Consider the following 21,402-nt stretch of genomic DNA (forward strand, 5'->3'; position numbering starts at 1 on the left):
GGCACGGGGCCTGGCCGGCGGGTTGCGCCGGGCAGGCCCCGGGGCCGGCTAGTCGAACTTGCCGAGCTCGTCGTCCAGGAGGTCGAAGAGCTCGTCGGCGGTGGCCGTGTCCAGCTCCGGGCCGCCCTGGTCGGCAGGCTCCGGGTGCAGGTCGCCGGTCCACCTGGCGGTCAGCGCCCGCAGGCGCAGGGCCACCCGGGAGCGCTGCTCCTCGTTGACCGAGCTGACCGAGACGGCCGCCTCCAGCAGGGACTCCAGGCGGATCACCTCGGCCTCCACATCCGGCGCACCGTCCAGGTCCTCGACCAGTTCGTCGAAGAGGTGGTCGGCGATGGCCACCGGGGTCGGGTAGTCGAAGGTGAGGGTGGAGGACAGCCGCAGGCCGGTGTCGGCGCTGATCCGGTTGCGCAGCTCCAGCGCCGAGAGCGAGTCCACCCCCAGCTCACCGAACCCGCGCTCCGGGTCCACCGCCTCGGCACCCGGGTGTCCGAGCACCTCGGCGACATGGCCGCGCACGGTCTCCAGCAGCAACTGCCGGCTCTCCGCCGGGGAGAGCGCCGCGAGCCGCTCGGGCAGCGGGGTGAGCTGCGGCCGGTCGGTCGCGGCCGGCCCGGCCTGGGCGGTGCGGCGGGCCGGGGTCCGGGCAGCCAGCGCGCGGACCATCGGGGGCGCCTGCTCGGTCGGCTGCACCCGCATCGGCAGCAGCAGCGACTGCTCCGAGGTCAGCGCCCGGTCGAAGAGCGCGAGCGCCCGGTCGACCGGCAGCGGCTGGATGCCGTCCCGGGAGAGCCGGCGCAGCTCCGCCTCGCCGAGCGAGCCGGCCATCCCGGATCCGGTGTCCCACAGGCCCCAGCCGAGCGAGAGCGCGGGGAGCCCGGCCGCGTGCCGCTGGGCGGCCAGGGCGTCCAGGAAGGCGTTGGCCGCCGCGTAGTTGCCCTGCCCGGCGGCCCCGAGGGTGGCGGCGGCCGAGGAGAACAGGACGAAGGCGGCCAGGTCCAGGCCCGCGGTCAGCTCGTGCAGGTGCCAGGCCGCGTCGGCCTTGGGCCGCAGCACCGCGTCCAGGCGCTCGTCGGTGAGCGCCGAGACCAGCGCGTCGTCCAGGACCCCGGCGGCGTGCACCACCGCCGTCAGCGGGTGCTCGGCGGGGACGGCGTCGAGCAGCGCGGCCATCGCCTCGCGGTCGGCGGCGTCGCAGGCGGCCACCGTCACGGTCGCGCCCAGCTCGGCCAGGTCCGCCAGCTCGGTCGGCAGGACGCCGGTGCGGCTGGTCAGCAGCAGGTGCCTGACGCCGTGCTCGCCCACCAGGTGCCGGGCGAGCAGGCGGCCGAGGCTGCCGGTGCCGCCCGTGATGAGCACGGTGCCCTGCGGGTCGAGCGGGCGGACGCTTCCGGCGGCGGCGGCCTCGGCCAGCCTCGGGACGTACGCCTGACCGGCCCGCAGCGCCAGCTCCGGCTCCCCGGTGGCCACCGCCGCCGCGAGCGCGGCCTCGGAGGCGGGGTCCTCGTCGAGGTCGACCAGGACCAGGCGGTCGGGGTGTTCGACGGCCGCCGCCCGCACCAGGCCCCAGATCCCGGCCTGCGCGAGGTCCGGCGCGCCGTCCACGCCCACCGCTCCCCGGGTGAGGACCACCAGCGGCGCGCCCTCGGCGCGCTCCTCGGCGAGGCGCTGCTGCAGGACGGCCAGCGCGCGGTGCCCGGTCCTGCTCGCCCGGGCCGGGGCGTACGCCTCGTCCGGGCCGTCGACGGTGATGGTCACGGTGTCCGGTTCGAGCCGCGCGTCCTGCGGGAGAGGCGCCAACGGCACCGGCTCCCAGTGCAGTTCGAACAGGTCGCCGGAGCCGGTGGCCCCGGCGGTGGCAGCCGCGGCCGCGTTCAGCTGCTCGGCGGACACCTGACGGATCCGCAGCGCGCTGACCACGGCCACCGGTGCGCCGGCGCCGTCGAAGAGCTGCAGGCTCAGCTGCTCGGTGCTCTGCGGGGTGAGCCGCAGCCGCAGGGCCGAGGCGCCCGCCGCGTACAGCGTCACGCCCTCCCAGGAGAACGGCAGGGTCATCACCGTGGGGTCCTGGCCGTCCAGCAGGTCGATGGCGTGCAGCGCGGAGTCCAGCAGCGCGGGGTGCAGGCCGAAGCCGGCCTGCTCGGCCTGCTCGGGCAGGGCGAGCTCGGCGTAGATCTCCTCGCCGAGCCGCCAGGCGGCCCGCAGGCAGCGGAACAGCGGGCCGTAGCCGTACCCCTGGTCGGCCAGGCGGTCGTAGCTGCCGCCGAGGTCGACGGGCACGGCACCGGCCGGCGGCCAGACCGGGAGCGCGGCGGGTTCCGGCGCGGCCGGCTCGGCCAGGACGCCGGTGGCGTGCCTGGTCCAGGCGGCACCGCTCTCCTCGGTGCGGGCATGCACGGTGACCGGGCGGCGCCCGGCGTCGTCGCGGGCGCCGGTGACCACCTGGAGCTGGATCCCGCCCTGCGCGGGCAGCACCAGCGGCCGTTCGATGGCCAGCTCCTCGATCAGCGCGCTGCCCACCCGGTCACCCGCCTGGACCGCCAGTTCCACGAAGGCGCTGCCGGGCAGCAGCACCACGTCGGCGACCGCGTGGTCGGCCAGCCACGGGTGGGTGCTCAGCGAGAGGCGTCCGGTCAGCGCGACGGTGTCGCTCTGCGCCAGCCTGAGCTCGGCGCCGAGCAGCGGGTGCCCGGCCGTCGCCTGGCCGAAGCCGGCCGCCTCGCCCGGTCCTGACGGTCCGTCCTCCAGCCAGAGCCGCCGGCGCTGGAAGGCGTACGTCGGCAGGTCGATCCGGCGCACCGCCGTACCGCCGTAGAGCCCCTGCCGGTCGATCGGGACGCCGCGCACCTGGAGCGCGCCCAGCGCGGTCGCCAGCGCGACGGGCTCCTCCTTGTCCCGGCGCAGCACGGAGACCAGGGCCGAGCGCTCGGGGTCGGCCAGGCAGTGCGCGCCCATGGTGGAGAGCACCGCGTCGGGGCCCAGCTCCACGAAGGTGCGGACCTGCTCCGCCTCCAGGGTGCGGATCCCGTCGGCGAAGCGGACGGCCTCGCGCACGTGGCGCACCCAGTACTCGGGGGAGGTCAGCTCCTCGGTGGTGGCGCGCAGGCCGGTCAGGTTGGAGACGATCGGCACGCTCGGCGGGGCGTACGCGAGGGTGCGCGCGACCTCGGCGAACTCGGCCAGCATCGGGTCCATCAGCGGCGAGTGGAACGCGTGGCTGACCCGCAGGCGCTTGGTCCTGCGGTGGGTGAAGGCCGCCTCCAGGGCGGCCACCGCCTCCTCGGTCCCGGACACCACGACGGCGTTCGGCCCGTTGACGGCGGCGATGCCCACGGACGCGCCGAGGTGCGGCAGCACCTCCTCCTCGGTGGCGTCCACGGCCAGCATCGCGCCACCGGCGGGCAGCGCCTGCATCAGGCGGCCCCGGGCCGCGACCAGGCGGGCGGCGTCCGGCAGGCTCAGCACGCCCGCGACGTGGGCGGCGGTCAGCTCGCCGATGGAGTGCCCGGCCAGGAAGTCCGGCCTGATGCCCCAGGACTCCAGCAGCCGGAAGAGCGCGACCTCCAGGGCGAACAGGGCGCACTGGGTGTAGCGGGTCCGGTCGAGCAGCTCGGCGTCCTGATCGAAGAGCAGCTCCCGCAGCGGCCGGTCGAGGTGCGGGTCCAGCTGCCCGCAGACCTCGTCCAGGGCGCGCCGGAAGACCGGCTGCTGCTGGTACAACTCCGCTCCCATGCCGGGGCGTTGCGCGCCCTGGCCGGTGAACAGGAAGGCCAGCCTGCCGGCCGCCGGCTTGCCGCGCAGCACCCCGGGTGCCGCCTCACCGGCTGCCAACGCGGCAAGTCCTGCGGCGAGTTCGTCCCGGTCGCGGGCGATCAGCGCGGCCCGGTGGCCGAGTTCGGAGCGGCCGGTGGCCAGCGAGAAGGCGAGGTCGGCGATCGGCGCGTCCACCAGGGCGGTCAGCTTCGCCGCCTGGGCCGCGAGCGCCTCCGGGGTGGCCCCGGAGATCAGCACGGGCAGCAGCGGCGCCTCGGTGCCCGCCGGCTCGGCGGGCTGCTCGGTGACGGCCTCGATGATGGTGTGCGCATTGGTGCCGCTGATCCCGAAGGAGGAGATCCCCGCCCGGCGCGGGCGCTCGGCCTCGGGCCAGTCCTGGGCCTCGGTCAGCAGCCTGACCTCGCCGGCCGACCAGTCCACCTTGCTGGAGGGCTCGTCCACGTGCAGGGTCCTGGGCAGCACGCCGTGGCGCATCGCCTGGACCATCTTGATGACACCCGCGACACCGGCCGCGGCCTGGGTGTGACCGATGTTCGACTTGATCGAGCCCAGCCAGAGCGGCCGGTCCGCCGAGCGGCCCTGGCCGTAGGTGGCCAGCAGCGCCTGCGCCTCGATCGGGTCACCCAGCGTGGTGCCGGTGCCGTGCGCCTCCACCACGTCGACCTCGGTCGCCGACAGCCCCGCACTCGCCAGCGCCTGACGGATCACCCGCTGCTGCGACGGACCGTTGGGCGCGGTCAGCCCGTTCGAGGCACCGTCCTGGTTCACGGCCGAGCCGCGAACCACCGCCAGCACCTCGTGCCCGTTGCGCCGCGCGTCCGAGAGCCGCTCCAGCAGCAGCATCCCGGCGCCCTCGGAGAGCGTGGTGCCGTCCGCGCCGTCCGCGAAGGACTTCGCCCGGCCGTCGGCGGCGAGATTGCGCTGCCTGCTGAAGTCCACGAACGTGTCCACGGTGGACATCACCGAGACGCCGCCGGCCAGGGCGAGCGTGCACTCGCCGCCGCGCAGCGCCTGCGCCGCCAGGTGCAGGGCCACCAGCGAGGAGGAGCAGGCGGTGTCCACCGAGAGGGTGGGACCCTCCAGGCCGAGGGTGTAGGCGACCCGGCCCGAGGCCACGCTGCCGAGGCTGCCGTTGCCCAGGTAGTCCCGCACGTCCTCCGGCGCGTTGCTGAGCCTGCTGCCGTAGTCGTGGTACATCACCCCGGCGAACACACCGGTGGCGCTGCCCCGCACCGAGTACGGGTCGATGCCGGCGCGCTCCAGCGCCTCCCAGGAGGTCTCCAGGAGCAGGCGCTGCTGCGGGTCCATCGCGATCGCCTCGCGCGGCGAGATGCCGAAGAAGTCCGGCTCGAAGTCGGCGGCGTCGTGCAGGAATCCGCCCTCGCGGGCGTACGTCCGACCGGCCTTGCCCGGCTCCGGGTCGTAGAGCCCCTCGATGTCCCAGCCGCGGTCGGCCGGGAACGGCGAGATCCCGTCACCGCCCTCCGCCAGCAGCTGCCACAGCTCCTCGGGGGTGCTGACGCCGCCGGGGAAGCGGCAGGCCATCGCCACGATCGCGATCGGCTCGTCGACGGCCTGCTGCGCGCCGGCGGCGGATGCGGGGACCGGCTCGGCAGCGCCGAAGAGTTCGGTCCTGAGGTGGCCGACGAGGGCGGTGGGGTCCGGGTAGTCGAAGACCAGGGTGGCCGGCAGCCGCAGCCCGACCGCCTGGCCCAGCCGGTTGCGCAGTTCCACCGCGGTCAGCGAGTCGAAGCCCCAGTCCCGGAAGGCCCGTCGCGGGTCGAGCACCATGTCCGGGTCGTGGCCGAGCACCGCGGCGACATGGGTGCGGACCAGCTCGAACAGGGCCGCGTCGCGCTCGGCCTGCCCGAGGGCGGCCAGCTTGTCCAGCGCGCCGCCCGGTGCCGCGGGTGCCGCTGCCGCCGTGCGCCGGGCAGCCGGCCGGAGCAGGCCGCGCAGCACCGGGGAGGGCGTGCCCGCCGAGCGCAGCGCGGGCAGATCCAGGCCGATCGGCACCAGCAGCGCCCGGTCCCCGGCCAGCGCGAGGTCGAGCAGCGCCAGGCCCTCGGCGGTGGTGATCGGACGCACCCCGGACCTGGCCATCCGCACCACGTCCGCCTCGCTCAGGTGGGCGGTCATCCCGGTGCGCTGCTCCCAGAAGCCCCAGGCCAGCGAGAGGCCGGGCAGGCCGAGCGCCCGGCGGTGCTGGGCCAGACCGTCGAGGAAGGCGTTGGCCGCCGCGTAGCCGGACTGGCCCGCGCCGTCCACGGTGCCGGCGGCCGAGGAGAAGAGCACGAACGCCTTGAGGTCCAGACCGGCGGTCAGCTCGTGCAGGTGCCAGGCCGCGTCCACCTTGGGGCGCAGCACCGCGTCCAGCCGCTCGGCGGTGAGCGAGGTGACCAGGCCGTCGTCCAGCGCGCCGGCCAGGTGCAGCACGGCGGTCAGCGGGCGGTCGGCGGGGACGGTGGCGAGCAGCTCGGCGAGCTGCTCGCGGTCGGCCGCGTCGCACGCGGCCACGGTGATCTCCGCGTCCAGGTCGGCGAAGTCCTCGCTCGCGACGCCGCTGCGCCCGGCCAGCAGCAGGTGGCGCGCCCCGTGCTCGGCCACCAGGTGGCGGGCCACCAGTGCGCCGAGCACGCCGGTGCCGCCGGTGATCAGCACGGTGCCCTCGGCGCCGAAGGGGGCTGCGGTGCCCTGCGGCGCGCTCCTGGCCAGCCGGGGGACGTGCACCTTGCCGTCGCGCACGGCGAGTTGGGGCTCGCCCGAGGCGGCGACCGCCGCCAGGGCCTGCTCGACGGTGGTGTCCCGGTCGGCGTCCACCAGGACGAACTGCTCGGGGTTCTCGCCCTGGGCGGCGCGGACCAGGCCCCAGACGGCGGCCGCGGCGAGGTCCTGGACGCCCTCGGCGCCCACCGCCACCGCTCCCCTGGTGAGCACCACCAGGCGGGAGGCGGCGACCTTCTCGCTGGCCAGCCACTGCCGCAGGGTGTCGAGCACCCGGGCGGCGGCGGTCCTGGTGCCGGTGACCGGATCCCCGTCCTGCCGCACCGGCAGGACCACGAACTCCGGTACGGTCGCCAGCTCCGCCAGCTGCGCCGGACCGCCCTCGCCGAGCACCGCGTGCTCGGGTGCCGGACCCTGGACCGCGAGCAGCGGCCAGTCGAGCCGGAACAGGGCGTCGGCGCGGCCGGCCGCGCCGAGCGCGGCGGGGTCGACCGCGCGGGTGGTCAGCGCGTCCACCGAGGCCACCGGGGAACCGGTGGTGTCGGCGAGCTGGATGGTCAGCGCGTCGGTGCCGGTGATCCGCAGGCGCAGGGCCCTGGCACCCGAGGCGTACAGCGAGACGCCGTTCCAGACGAAGGGCAGCCGGGCCTGCTCCGGTTCCTGGCCGCCGCCCAGGCCCGCGGCGTGCAGGGCGGCGTCGAAGAGCGCCGGGTGCAGGGCGAACCGCTGGTCCTCCACCGGGAGTTCGACCTCGGCGAAGACCTCCTCGGCGCGCCGCCAGGCCGCCTTGAGCCCCTGGAAGGCGGGGCCGTAGTGGTAGCCCTGCTCGGCCAGCGCCTGGTACACGCCGTCCACCGGGACGGGCTGCGCACCGGCCGGCGGCCAGGCCGCCAGGTCGAAGCCGGCCTCCGCGGTGTCGGGCTCCAGCAGGCCACTGGCGTGCCGGGTCCACTCGCCCTCGCCGCCCTCGGGGCGCGAGTGCACGGTCAGCGGGCGCCGGCCCGCCTCGTCCGGCTCGCCGAGGTGGAGCTGGAGCTGGACCGCGCCGCGCTCGGGCAGCAGCAGCGGCACCTCCATGGTCAGTTCCGCCACCCGGCCGCAGCCGACCTCGTCACCGGCCTTGACGGCCAGCTCCACGAACGCGGTACCGGGCAGCAGCACCGCGGTGCCCACCGCGTGGTCGGCCAGCCAGGGCGCGGTGGCGGTGGCGAGCCGCCCGGTGAAGAGCATGCCGCCGCCGTCGGCGACCGTGACCGAGGCGCCGAGCAGCGGGTGTCCGGCGGCGACCAGGCCGGCCGCGGTCACATCGCCCACCGCCTGGGAGCTGCCGAGCCAGAACCGCTCGCGCTGGAAGGCGTAGGTGGGCAGGTCCACCGTGCGCACCGGTGTCCCGGCGAAGACCGCCGCCCAGTCGAGGGCGACGCCGTGCACGTGCGCCTCGGCCAGCGAGGTCAGGAAGCGCTCCGCACCGCCCTCGTCGCGGCGCAGCGAGCCGATCCCCACGGCCTCGGCGTTCAGCGCCTCCGCCGTCTCCGCCACGCTGTGCAGCAGCACCGGGTGCGGGCTGCACTCGACGAAGACGCCGTAGCCGCTGTCGAGCAGCACCTGAGTGGTGCCCTCGAAGAGCACGCTCTGGCGCAGGTTGGTGTACCAGTAGTCGGCGTCCAGGCCCGCGGTGTCGAAGAGTTCGCCGGTCACCGTGGAGTAGAACGGCACCTCGGCGGAGCGCGGGGCGAGCCCGGAGAGTTCCTTCAGCAGCCGCTCGCGGATCGACTCGACCTGGGCCGAGTGCGAGGCGTAGTCCACCGGCAGCCGCTTGGCCCGCACGCCGTCCTGCTTCAGCCCGGCGTGCAGCTGGTCCAGGGCGTCGGCGTCGCCGGAGACCACCACGGAGGCCGCGCCGTTGACGGCGGCCACCGAGAGCCGCCCCTGGTACGCGGCGAGCCGCGCACGGACCTGCTCGGCCGCCAGCGCCACCGACATCATGCCGCCGCGCGCGGACAGGTCGTCCGCGATGGCCAGGCTGCGCAGGGCCACCACCTTGGCGCCGTCGGCCAGCGAGAGCGCCCCGGCCACGCAGGCGGCGGCGATCTCGCCCTGCGAGTGCCCGATCACGGCGGCCGGGCGCACCCCGTAGGAGCGCCACAGCTCGGCGAGCGAGACCATGACCGCCCAGAGCACGGGCTGCACCACGTCCACCCGCTCCAGCGAGCCCGCGCCGCGGATGACCTCCAGCAGGTCCCAGTCCGCGTGCGGGGCCAGCGCCTGGGCGCACTCGGCCATCCTGGCGGCGAACACCGGTGCGGAGTCCAGCAGTTCGGCCGCCATGCCGATCCACTGCGAGCCCTGCCCGGGGAAGACGAAGGCGATCCGGGACTCGCTCTGGCGGCTGCCCTGCACCACGTTCGCCGCGGCGCGTCCGGCGGCCAGCTCGGTCAGCCCGGCGGCCAGCGCGGCGCGGTCCGCGCCGATCACCACCGCGCGGTCGCCGAGGGCGGCCCGGGAGGTGGCCAGCGTCCAGGCGAGGTCGGGCAGCGGCGCGCTGTCCAGGTGGTCGAGCAGCCGCTGCGCCTGGCCGGCCAGGCCCTGCTCGCCCTTGCCGGAGAGCACCAGCGGCAGCGGTCCGGCCGGTTCGGTGGCGCGCGGCGGCAGCTCGGGCTCCGGCACGCTCTCCAGGATCACGTGGGCGTTGGTGCCGCTGATGCCGAAGGAGGAGACCGCGGCCCGCCGGGCCTCGCCGCGCTCGGGCCAGTCCCTGGCCTCGGTGAGCAGTTCGACCGCGCCCTCGGTCCAGTCCACCTGCGGGGTGGGCTCCTCGACGTGCAGCGTCTTCGGCATCCGGCCGTGGCGCATCGCCATCACCAGCTTGATCACCCCGGCGACGCCCGCCGCCGCCTGGGTGTGGCCGATGTTGGACTTGATCGAGCCGAGCCACAGCGGCTCACCGCCGGCGCGCTCCTGCCCGTAGGTCGCGAGCAGCGCCTGCGCCTCGATCGGGTCGCCCAGCGGGGTGCCGGTGCCGTGCGCCTCCACCAGGTGCACCTGGTCGGCGCTGAGCCGGGCGTTGGCCAGCGCCTGGCGGATCACCCGCTGCTGGGACGGCCCGTTGGGGGCGGTCAGGCCGTTGGAGGCGCCGTCCTGGTTGATCGCGCTGCCGCGGACCACGGCCAGCACCCGGTGCCCGTTGCGCTCGGCGTCCGACAGGCGCTCCAGCAGCACCATGCCGACGCCCTCGCCCCAGCCGGTGCCGTCCGCCGTGGCGGCGAAGGACTTGCACCGGCCGTCCAGCGAGAGCCCGCGCTGGCGGCTGAAGTCCACGAAGGTGTCCGGGGTGGACATCACGGTGACACCGCCGGCCAGCGCGTAGGCGCACTCGCCGGTGCGCAGCGCCTGGACCGCCAGGTGCAGCGCGACCAGCGAGGAGGAGCAGGCGGTGTCCACCGTGACGGCGGGCCCCTCCAGGCCCAGCGTGTAGGAGACCCGGCCGGAGGCGACACTGCCCAGGTTGCCGTTGCCGAGGTAGCCCTCGACGCCCTCGGGCACCTCGGCCAGCCAGCTGCCGTAGTCGTGGTACATCACCCCGGCGAAGATGCCGGTCCGGCTGCCGCGCAGGGTGTGCGGGTCGATGTTGGCCCGCTCGAACGCCTCCCAGGAGACCTCGAGCAGCAGGCGCTGCTGCGGGTCCATCGCGATCGCCTCGCGCGGCGAGATGCCGAAGAACGCGGCGTCGAAGCGCGGTGCGTCGTAGAGGAAGCCGCCCTCACGCACGTGGGTCTTGCCCGGCGCGTCCGGGTCCGGGTCGTAGAGCCCCTCGACGTCCCAGTCGCGGTCGGCGGGGAAGTCCCCCACCGCGTCCACGCCCTGGTCGACCAGCTGCCACAACTGCTCGGGCGAGCTGACGCCGCCGGGGTAGCGGCAGCTCATCGCCACGATCGCGATCGGCTCCTGCGCCGCCGCCTCGATCCGCGTGTTCTGCTGGCGCAGGCGTTCGTTCTCCAGCAACGACTCGCGCAGCGCCTCGACGATCTGCTCGACAGATGTATCCACGGTCGGTGTCGCTCCCTGATTACTTGGCGTCGCTACGGTCGAGCGCAGTGCGGATGAGGTCGTTGATGTCCATGTTCTTGATGGCCGAGCTCCGGTCGGCCTCCGCCTGCGCTTCGGCAGGCGCGCCGGGCGCGGCCGGCTTCGCGTCGGCGGGGGCGGTCCCGGAGAGCTCCAGCAGGCGCTCCAGCAGCCCGGACTCGCGGAGCCTGGCCACCGGGATGCCGGCCAGCAGTTCGGCCACCCGGGCGTCGTCGGGCTCCTCGGCCGCCGCCCGGCTCTTCTCCGGCCGCAACCTGTCCAGCAGGTAGCCGGCCAGCGCCGCCGGGGTGGCGTAGTCGAAGATCAGCGTGGACGGCAGGCGCAGCCCGCTGACCGCGTTCAGCTTGTTGCGCAGCTCCACCGCGGCGAGCGAGTCGAAGCCCAACTCGGTGAAGGCGCGCCGGGGTTGGACGGAGGACGGACCGTCGTGCCCGAGCACGGCGGCCACCTGCGAGCGGACCGCCTCCAGCACCGCGTGCTCGTGGTCGGCGGCCGGCAGCGTGCTCAGGCGCTGGGCCAGCGAGGCCGCACCGCCGGAGCCGCCCGAGCCGCCGGCCCCGGTGGCCGCGTCCCGGCGCACGGTGGGCCGCACCAGGGCGCGCAGCACGGCGGGGATCTCCTCGCCGCGCCCGCGCAGCGCCGCCAGGTCCAGGCGGGCCGGCACCAGGGTGGCACGCTCGGCGCGCAGCGCCGCGTCGAACAGGGCCAGCCCCTCGGCCGGGTCCAGCGCGCCGATGCCGGAGCGCTCGATCCGCTCCAGGTCGGCCTCGCCGAGCCCGCCGCCCATCCCGCCGGCGCCCGCCCACAGCCCCCAGGCCAGCGCGGTGGCCGGCAGGCCGGCCGCGACCCGCTGCTCGGCCAGCGCGTCCAGGAAGACGTTGGCCGCCGCGTAGTTGCCCTGCCCGGTGGCGTCCAGCGTGCCGGCCGCCGAGGAGAACAGCACGAACCTGCTGATCTCCCGCTCCAGGGTCAACTCGTGCAGGTGCCAAGCCCCGTCGACCTTGGGCCGCAGCACCGGGTCGATCCGCTCGGGGGTCAGCGAGCCGATCAGCGCGTCGTCCAGGACGCCCGCGGTGTGCACGATGCTGCGCACCGGGTGCTCGGCGAGCAGCGCGGCCAGCGCCGCCCGGTCGGCGACGTCGCAGGCCACCACCGCCACCTGGGCGCCCAGTTCGGCCAGCTCGGCCTGCAACTCCCGTGCCTCGGGGGCCTGCAGGCCCCGGCGCCCGGCCAGCACCAGGCTGGTGACCGCGTGCTGGCGCACCAGGTGCCTGGCCACCAGCGCGCCCAGGCCGCCGGTGCCGCCGGTGATCAGCACGGTGCCCCAGTCGGGGCCCTCCTGATCGGCCTGCGGCAGCTGGACCCTGGCCAGCCGCGGCACCTGGATCCCGCCCTCGCGCAGCGCCAGTTCGGGCTCGCCCGAGTCGAGCGCGGCGGCCAGCAGCGGCAGCGTGAGCGGCTCCTCGCCCAGGCCCGCGACGTCCACCAGGACGATCCGGCCCGGGTCCTCGGCCTGCGCCGCACGGACCAGGCCGCGCACGGCGGCGTCCGCCAGTCCCTGGGCGGTCAGCACCACCAGCGTCGCCTTGGCGTACCGGTCCTCGCGCAGCCACTCCTGGACGGGGCCGAGCACGGCGTGCAGCGCGGCGCGCACGGCCGTGGGCACCGGGCCCTCGGCCGCCGTCGGCACCGGCAGCAGCACCACGTCGGGGACGGCGTCGCCGAGCGCGGTCAGCTCCGGGTGGACGGGCACGTCGAGGCCGAGGCCGTCGGTGCCGAGCACCGCGAACTGCCGGTTGCCCACGCCCTGGGCGGTGAGATCGGGGCGTGGCGTCAGCTCCACGGTGTACAGCGAGTCCTGCTGGGGGCCGAGTTGGCCGGCCGCCACTGGCCGGGTCACGAAGGAGGAGACGGTGGCGACCGGGGTCCCGGCGCCGTCGGAAAGCTCGATCCGGATGCCCTCGCCGCCTTCGCGGGTCAGCCGCACCCGGGCCGCCGAGGCGCCGCCGGCGTGCAGTTCGACCCCGTTCCAGGCGAACGGGAGCAGCACCTTGCCGTCCGCAGGACGCTCCTCGTCCAGCAGCGCGGTGGCGTGCAGGGCGGCGTCCAGCAGCGCCGGGTGCAGGCCGAAGCGAGCGGCGTCGGGCCGTTCGGCGGCGGGGAGTTCGAGCTCGGTGAAGACCTCCTCGCCGCGCCGCCAGGCCGCCTTGACGCCCTGGAAGACCGGGCCGTACTCGTAGCCCTCGGTGCGCATCCGCTCGTACAGGCCGGTGACGTCGACCTCGGTCGCGCCGGCCGGCGGCCACGGGGCGGACGGCTCGGGGCGGGCGGTGCCGCGCTCGGCGAGCAGGCCGGTGGCGTTGGTGGTCCAGCCGGTCTCCTCGTCGCCCGCCGGGCGGGAGAAGATCTGCACGGCTCCGCGGCGCGCGGCCACCACCTGGAGCTGCACGGCCCTCGACTCCGGCAGCAGCAGCGGCGCCTGGAGGGTGAGTTCCTCCAGGACCGGCAGGCCGAGCAGGTCGCCGGCCCGGATCGCGAGGTCGACCAGCGCGGTCCCCGGCAGCAGGACCGTGCCGAGGACGGCGTGCTCGGCGAGCATCGGGTGGGTGGCCCGTGACACCCGCCCGGTCAGCACCACCTCGTCGGAGGCGGCCAGCCGGATCTCGGCGCCGACCAGCGGGTGGTCCACCGGCGCCTGGCCCAGGCTGCCCGCGTCGCCCTTGGCGGCCGGGGCGTCCAGCCAGAACCGCCGGTGCTGGAAGGCGTAGGTGGGCAGCTCGACCGCCCGGGCGGTGTAGTCGCCGTAGAGCGCGGGCCAGTCCAGTGCGGCGCCGCGGGTGTGGGTCAGCGCGAGGGCGCCCAGCAGCTCCGCCACCTCGGGCTTGTCCTTGCGGGCGACCGGGACGAAGACGGCGTCCGCGTCCTCGGCCACGCAGTCCGGGCCCAGCGCGCTCAGCACGGCGTCCGGGCCCAGCTCCAGGAAGGTGGTGACCCCCTGGCCGGCCAGCGCGGCGATGCCGTCGGCGAAGCGCACGCCCTCCCGCACGTGCCGGACCCAGTACTCGGGCGTGCCCAGCTCGGCCGCCGTGGCCGGTCGGCCGGTCAGGGTGGAGACGATCGGGATGACCGGCTCGGCGTAGTCGAGTTCGGCCAGCACCGCGCCGAACTCGGCCAGCATGCCGTCCATCCGGGGCGAGTGGAAGGCGTGCGAGACGGTCAGCCGCTTGGAGCGCTCGAAGCGGGCCGCCAGTTCCAGCACCGCCTCGGTGTCGCCGGAGACCACCACGGAGCGCGGTCCGTTGACCGCCGCGATGCCGACCCGCTCGTCCAGCAGCGGCAGCACCTCGGCCTCGCCCGCCCGCACCGCGACCATCGCGCCGCCCTCGGGCAGCGCCTGCATCAGCCGGCCCCGGGCGGCGACCGCCTTCGCCGCGTCCGCCAGCGACCAGACGCCGCTGACGTGCGCCGCGGCCAGCTCGCCGATCGAGTGGCCCGCCAGGAAGTCCGGGCGCAGGCCGAACGACTCCAGCAGCCGGAAGAGCGCCACCTCGATGGCGAAGAGCGCGGCCTGGGTGTAGGCCGTCCGGCTCAGCAGCTCGGCGTCCGTGCCGAAGACCACCTCGGCCAGCGGCCGCTCCAGCGCCGGGTCCAGGTGGGCGGCGGCGCGGTCGAAGTGCTCGGCGAAGACCGGGAAGGCCTCGTACCACTGGCGTCCCATGCCCGGGCGCTGCGAGCCCTGGCCGGAGAAGAGGAACGCCAGGCCGCCCTCGCCGACCGTGCCGGTGACCAGCCCGGGCGCCTCCTGCCCTGCGCTCAGCGCGGCGAGCGCGGCGTCGAGTTCGGCGCGCTCGGTGGCCAGCACCACCGCGCGGTAGGGGTGCGCGCTGCGGGTGGTGGCCAGCGCGAGGCCCAGGTCGGCGAGGGCCGGCTCGCCGGTGGCGGCCAGCCGCTCGGCCTGGGCGCCCAGTGCCTCGGGGCTGCGGGCCGAGAGCGGCAGCGCCACCAGGGTGGGCGGGGTGCCGGTGGCCGGGGTGTCCTCGACGGGCTGCGCCTCTTCGAGGATCACGTGCGCGTTGGTGCCGCTGATGCCGAAGGAGGAGACGGCGGCGCGGCGCGGGCCGCCCTCGGTCGGCCAGGGCCGGGACTCGGTGAGCAGTTCGACGGCGCCCGCCGTCCAGTCCACCTGGTCCGAGGGGGCGTCCACGTGCAGGGTCCTGGGCAGCACGCCGTGGCGCATCGCCTGGACCATCTTGATCACCCCGGCCACGCCCGCGGCGGCCTGGGTGTGACCGATGTTCGACTTGATCGAGCCCAGCCAGAGCGGCCGGTCCGCCGCGTGCTCCTGCCCGTACGTCGCGAGCAGGGCCTGCGCCTCGATCGGGTCGCCCAGCGTGGTGCCGGTGCCGTGCGCCTCCACCACGTCGACCTCGGCCGCCGACAGCCCGGCACTGGCCAGCGCCTGGCGGATCACCCGCTGCTGGGAGGGGCCGTTGGGGGCGGTCAGGCCGTTGGAGGCGCCGTCCTGGTTGATCGCGCTGCCCCGCAGCACGGCGAGCACCCGGTGCCCGTTGCGCTCGGCGTCGGAGCGCCGCTCCAGCACCAGCATGCCGACGCCCTCGCCCCAGCCGGTGCCGTCCGCCGCGGCCGCGAAGGACTTGCAGCGCCCGTCGGCGGCCTGGCCGCGCTGGCGGCTGAAGTCGATGAAGGTGTCGGGGGTGGACATCACGGTGACACCGCCGGCCAGCGCCAGCGTGCACTCGCCGCCGCGCAGCGCCTGCGCGGCCAGGTGCAGGGTGACCAGCGAGGAGGAGCAGGCGGTGTCGACGGTGACCGCCGGTCCTTCGAGCCCGAGCGCGTAGGCGACGCGTCCGGAGACCACGCTGCCGAGGGTGCCGTTGCCGAAGTAGGCGGCCACCTCCTCGGGGGCCTCGGTGAGCCAGCTGCCGTAGTCGTGGTACATCACCCCGGCGAACACCCCGGTCGCGGTCCCGCGGACCGTTGCCGGATCGATGCCCGCGCGTTCGAACGCCTCCCAGGAGACCTCCAGCAGCAGGCGCTGCTGCGGGTCCATCGCGACCGCTTCGCGCGGCGAGATGCCGAAGAAGTCGGCGTCGAACTCCGCGGCCCGGTAGAGGAACCCGCCCTCACGGGAGTAGGTCTTGCCGGGCGTGCCCGGCTCCGGGTCGAAGATCGCCTCGGTGTCCCAGCCGCGGTCGGTGGGGAAGTCCGCGATGGTGTCGACGCCGTCGGCGACCAGGCGCCAGAGGTCCTCCGGCGACTCGACGCCGCCAGGGTAGCGGCAGCTCATCCCAACGATCACGATCGGGTCCTCGGCCAGGCCGGCGGACGTCACCGCCGGGGCGGCCTGCTCCGCGGACGCGCTGCCGAACAGGGTGTCGCGGATGTGCTCGGCCAGCAGCTTCGGTGACGGGTAGTCGAAGACCAGGGTGGCCGGCAGCCGCAGCCCGGTCGCCGAGTTGAGGCGGTTGCGCAGCTCCACGGCGGCCAGCGAGTCGAAGCCGAGCTCGGTGAACGCCCGGGTCGGGCTGATCGCCGCCGCGCCCTCGTGCCGCAGCACGGCAGCCACCTCGGTGCGGACCAGCTCCAGCAGCGCGCGCTCCCGCTCGGCGGCGGGCAGCGCGGCGAGCGCGCTGTCGGCGGCCAGGTCGCGGGTGCCCCGGGCCGCCGCCGCCCGGCGGTTGGCCGGCCGCACCAGGCCGCTGAGCAGCGCGGGGATGCCGTCCGCGCGGCCGCGCACGGCGGCGGCGTCCACCTCGACGGGGACCACCCTGGCCTCGCCGGTGCGCACCGCGGCGTCGAACAGGCGCAGCGAGTGCGCGGCGTCCAGTCCGGGCAGTCCGTAGCGGGCGATCCGGGCCAGCGTCGCACCGTCGAGCGCAGCGCCCATGCCCGCCTCACCCGTCCACAGGCCCCAGGCCAGGGCGGTGGCTGGCAGGCCCAGCGAGGCGCGGTGCTCGGCCAGCGCGTCCAGGAAGGCGTTGGCCGCCGCGTAGTTGCCCTGTCCGGCGCCGTCGAGGACGGCGGCGAGCGAGGAGAAGAGCACGAAGGCCTTCAGGTCGAGCCCGGCGGTGAGCTCGTGCAGGTGGCAGGCGCCGTCCACCTTGGCCCGGAACACCTCCTCCAGCGCCTCCTCGGTGAGCGAGCCGATCACCCCGTCGCGCACCGTGCCGGCGGCGTGGACCACCGAGTCGACCGGGTGGGCGGCCAGCAGCGCGGCCACCGAGGCGCGGTCGCCCACGTCGCAGCCGACCACGGCCACCTCGGCGCCCAACTCGGTCAGATCGGCCGCGAGTTCGGGAGCCGAGCCGCGGCGCCCGGCCAGCACCAGGCGGCGCACACCGTGCTCGGTGACCAGGTGCCGGGCCAGCAGTCCGCCCAGGCCGCCGGTGCCGCCGGTGATCAGGACCCTCCCCCACTCGGGCGCCTCGTTCGCCGCCGACGGCAGCACGGTCAGCCGGGGGGCGGTGAACTCGCTGCCAAGCAGCGACAGTTCGGGCTCGCCGGTGGCCAGCGCAGCGGTCAGCTCGGCGTCGGTGGGCAGGTCGGCGTGCTCGATCAGGACGAAGCGCCCGGGGTTCTCCGCCTGCGCGGAGCGCACCAGGCCGCGGATCGGCGCCTGGGCGAGCGCGGGCGAGGCGACCACCACCAGCGTGACGTCGGCGAAGCGGTCCTCGGCCAGCCAGGCCTGGAGGACCCGCAGCACCCGGGCGGTGGCGTTCCTGGTCGCGAGCGGCAGGGCTCCGGCGTCGGCGGCCGCGTGGAGCACGACCGCCTGCGGCAGCGGGTCGGCGAGGCCCGCGAGGCCGGTCTCGGCAGGCTCGCCGGCCAGCACCGCGATCCGCAGCGGCTCCGGCGCGCTCGGCACGCCCAGCGGCGACTGCCGTACGGCGTAGAGGACTTCGTCGTCCGAGACCGGGCGGGAGACCAGGCCCCGCACGGTGGCCAGCGGCGCGCCGGTGGCGTCCGCGAAGTCGAGCGCGAGGGCGTCCTGGCCCGAGTGGGAGATCCGCACCCGCACCGCGGCGGCACCGGCGGCGTACAGCGACACCCCGGTCCAGGCGAACGGCACCAGCACCTCGGCGCGGGGCTCGGCGCCCCGGACGGGCTCTAGGTCGGCGGCGTGCAGGGCGGCGTCCAGCAGCGCCGGGTGCAGGCCGAACTCTCCTGCCTCGGCGGCGAGTTCGGCGGTCAGCGCGACCTCGGCGAAGATCTCGCCGCCGTGCCGCCAGGCTGCCCGCAGCCCCTGGAACGCCGGGCCGTAGCCGTAGCCCTGGGCCGCCAGGGTCTCGTAGACGCCGGTGAGGTCGATCGCCTCGGCGCCCTGCGGCGGCCAGCTGTCCAGCGGCTGCGGCAGCGGTTCGGCGGCGGGTGCCAGCACACCGCTGGCGTGCTGGGTCCACTGCCCCGCGTCCGCGCCGTCCGCCCTGGAGTGGATGGTCAGCTGCCGGCGCCCGCTCTCGTCCGGCTCGCCGACGGCGACCTGGATGCCCGTGCCGCCCTCGGCCGGCAGCACCAGCGGGGCGCCCAGGGTGAGTTCCTCGATCGCACCCGCGCCCACGTGGTCGCCCGCGCGCACGGCCAGCTCCACGAAGGCGGTGCCGGGGAAGAGCACCCGCCCGGCGATGACGTGATCGCCCAGCCAGGGCCGGGACCGCAGCGAGAGGTGTCCGGTCAGCACCACACCGTCCGCGCCGACGGCCACCACCGCACTCAACAGCGGGTGACTGGCGGGCAGCTGGCCGAGGTCGGCGAGGTCCGCACGGGCCGAGCCAGGTTCCAGCCAGAACCGCCTGCGCTGGAAGGGGTAGTTCGGCAGGTCGATCCGCTGCCCGTCGCGACCGGCGTGGAAGCGGGCCCAGTCCACCGGCACACCGGCGCGGTAGGCCGCCGCCAGGGCCAGCACGGCCTGCCGCGGCTCGGGGTGCTCGCGGCGCAGCAGCGGGGCGAAGACGGCCGCGGGGTCCTCCAGGCACTCCTGGCCCATGGCGCAGAGCACGCCGTCCGGACCGATCTCCAGGAAGGTGCCGACCCCGGCGCCGGCCAGCTCCGTCATGGCGTCGGCGAACCGCACCTGCGCGGCCACGTGCTCGACCCAGTACTCGGGCGTCGCCAGCTGCTCGGAGCACAGCTCGCCGGTGACCGTGGAGACGATCGGGATCTTCGGCGCGGCGTACGCCAGGACCCTGGCGATCCGGCGGAACTCGGTGAGCATCGGCTCCATCAGCGGTGAGTGGAACGCGTGGCTCACCCGCAGCCGCTTGGTCCGGTGCCCGGCCGCGGCCAGCTCCTCGGCGATCCGCAGCACCTCCTGCTCGGCGCCGGAGAGCACCACCGCACGCGGGCCGTTCACCGCAGCGAGGCCGACCTGCCCGGTGAGCAGCGGCGCCACCTCGGCCTCGGTGGCCTGCACCGCGACCATCGCGCCGCCCGCCGGCAGCGCCTGCATCAGCCGGCCGCGCGCGGCCACCAGGATGGCGGCGTCCTCCAGCGTGAGGACCCCGGCCACGTGCGCGGCGGCCAGCTCGCCGATGGAGTGTCCGGCCAGGTAGTCGGGGCGCAGGCCCCAGCTCTCGGCCAGCCGGAACAGGGCGACCTCGATCGCGAACAGGGCCGGCTGGGCGTACTCGGTGCGGTGCAGCAGCTCGGCCCCGGCCGAGCCCTCGGCCGCGAACAGCACCTCGGTGAGCGGCAGCTCCAGGTGGAGGTCCAGGTAGCCGCAGGCCTGCTCCAGGGCGCCGGCGAACACCGGGAAGGCGTCGATCAGTTCACGCCCCATCGCCAGGCGCTGGCTGCCCTGCCCGGTGAACAGGAAGGCGAGCTTGCCGGGGCCGGCGACACCGGAGAGGGCCGCGCCGGAGGAGGCCGCGCCGGAGGCGATCGCGCTCAGCGCGGCGCGCAGCTCCTCGCGGTCCTCGGCAACGATCGCGGCCCGGTTCGCCAGGCCGGCCCGGGTGGTGGCCAGCGAGTAGGACAGGTCGGCGAGTCGCATCTCGTCGCGGTCCAGTAGCGGGAGCAGGTCCGCGGCCCGTTGGCGCAGCGCCTGCTCGCCGCGCGCCGACAGCACGTACGGCAGCACGCCGGAGGGGGTGGGGCCGGCCGGGTCGGCGGCGGCCTCCTCGGCGGCGGGCTGCTCGGCCTCGGCCTCGTGCTCCAGCAGGAGGTGGGCGTTGGTGCCGCTGACGCCGAAGGAGGAGACACCGGCACGGCGCGGCGCCCCGGTCCGCGGCCACGGCCGGCCCTCGGTGAGCAGTTCGACCGCGCCGGCCGACCAGTTGACGTGCGGGCTCGGGGCGTCGATGTGCAGGCTCTTCGGCAGGAAGCCGTTGCGCATGCTCAGCACCATCTTGATCACACCGGCCACACCGGCGGCGCCCTGGGTGTGGCCCAGGTTCGACTTGGCCGAGCCGAGCAGCAGCGGTGCGCCCTCGGGCCGGTCCTGCCCGTAGGTGGCGATCAGCGCGCTCGCCTCGATCGGGTCGCCCAGCGTGGTGCCGGTGCCGTGCGCGTCGACGGCGTCCACCTCGGCGGCGCGCAGACCGGCGTTCGCCAGGGCCTGGCGGATCAGCCGCTGCTGCGAGGTGCCGCTGGGCGCGGTGAGCCCGTTGCTGGCACCGTCCTGGTTGACCGCCGAGCCGCGCACCACGGCCAGCACCTGGTGGTTGTTGCGCCGCGCCTCGGAGAGCCGCTCCAGGACCAGCACGCCGACGCCCTCGGCGAAGCCCGTACCGTCCGCCGCCGCCGCGAAGGCCTTGCAGCGGCCGTCGGGGGCCAGGCCGCGCTGCCGGCTGAAGGCGGTGAAGACGCCCGGGCCGCCCATCACCGCGACGCCGCCGGCCAGCGCCAGCGAGGACTCGCCCGCACGCAGCGACTGGCAGGCCAGGTGGATGGCGACCAGCGAGGCCGAGCAGGCGGTGTCGACGGTGACCGCGGGGCCCACCGCGCCGAGCACATAGGCCACCCGCCCGGAGATGACGCTGGGCGCGTTGCCGGTCATCAGGTAGGCGTCCAGGCCGTCGGGGGCCTCGTGCAGCCGCGGGCCGTACTCCTGCACCTCGGCGCCGAAGAACATCCCGGCCTCGGTGCCGCGCAGCGCCAGCGGGTCGACACCGGCGTGCTCCAGCGCCTGCCAGGCGGTCTCCAGGACCAGCCGCTGCTGCGGGTCCATGGCCAGCGCCTCGCGCGGGCTGATGCCGAAGAAGTCGGCGTCGAACTCGGTTGCCGTGTCGAGGAATCCGCCGCTGCGGACATAGCTGCTGCCGGGGGTGTCCGGGTCCTCGTCGAACATCCGATCGAGGTCCCAGCCGCGGTCCTCGGGGAAGTCGGAGAGCACCTCGCCGCCGTCGAGCAGCAGCTGCCACAGCGCGTCCGGCGAGTCCACCCCGCCCGCGAACCGGCAGCCGATGCCCACGATCGCGATCGGCTCGTCCGCCGCACCGAGGTTGGCGGTCGGGGCCGGTTCGGGGGTGACGACGCCGAGCGCCGCGGCGAGCAGCCGGTCGACCAGCGCGGCCGGGGTCGGGCACTCGTAGACCACGGTGACCGGCAGGTCGAGACCGGTGGCCGCGACCAGGCGGGCCTGCAGGTCGACCGAGGCCAGCGAGTCGAAGCCGAGCTCGGTGAAGGCGAGCGCGGTGTCCAGGGTCTCGGCCGCCTCCGGGCGTGCGGCCTTCAGCGCCGCCACCGCCGTGCTGCTCACGAGGTCGAGAACCAACCTCCGGTGCTCCGACGGCGCGGCAGCGGCCAGCAGCCGGGCCAGTACTGAATCGGAACTGGACTCATTCATCCGCGCATCTCCCACAT

2 protein-coding genes are annotated in these 21,402 nt (G+C 75.8%); both read right to left on the reverse strand.

Annotation, left to right across the window (positions count from 1 at the left end; translation table 11 throughout):
* Positions 1 to 48 precede the first annotated feature (48 nt).
* Positions 49 to 10,542 (reverse strand): type I polyketide synthase, encoded by a 10,494-nt coding sequence (locus tag OG294_RS11350; RefSeq protein ID WP_327066354.1) that lies wholly within the window; start codon positions 10,540 to 10,542, stop codon positions 49 to 51.
* Between the two features lie 19 nt (positions 10,543 to 10,561).
* Positions 10,562 to 21,385 (reverse strand): type I polyketide synthase, encoded by a 10,824-nt coding sequence (locus OG294_RS11355; RefSeq protein WP_327066355.1) that lies wholly within the window; start codon positions 21,383 to 21,385, stop codon positions 10,562 to 10,564.
* Between the last annotated feature and the right edge of the window lie 17 nt (positions 21,386 to 21,402).

The sequence above is a fragment of the Kitasatospora sp. NBC_01302 genome, assembly GCF_035976515.1.
In the GTDB taxonomy this organism is placed as follows: domain Bacteria; phylum Actinomycetota; class Actinomycetes; order Streptomycetales; family Streptomycetaceae; genus Kitasatospora.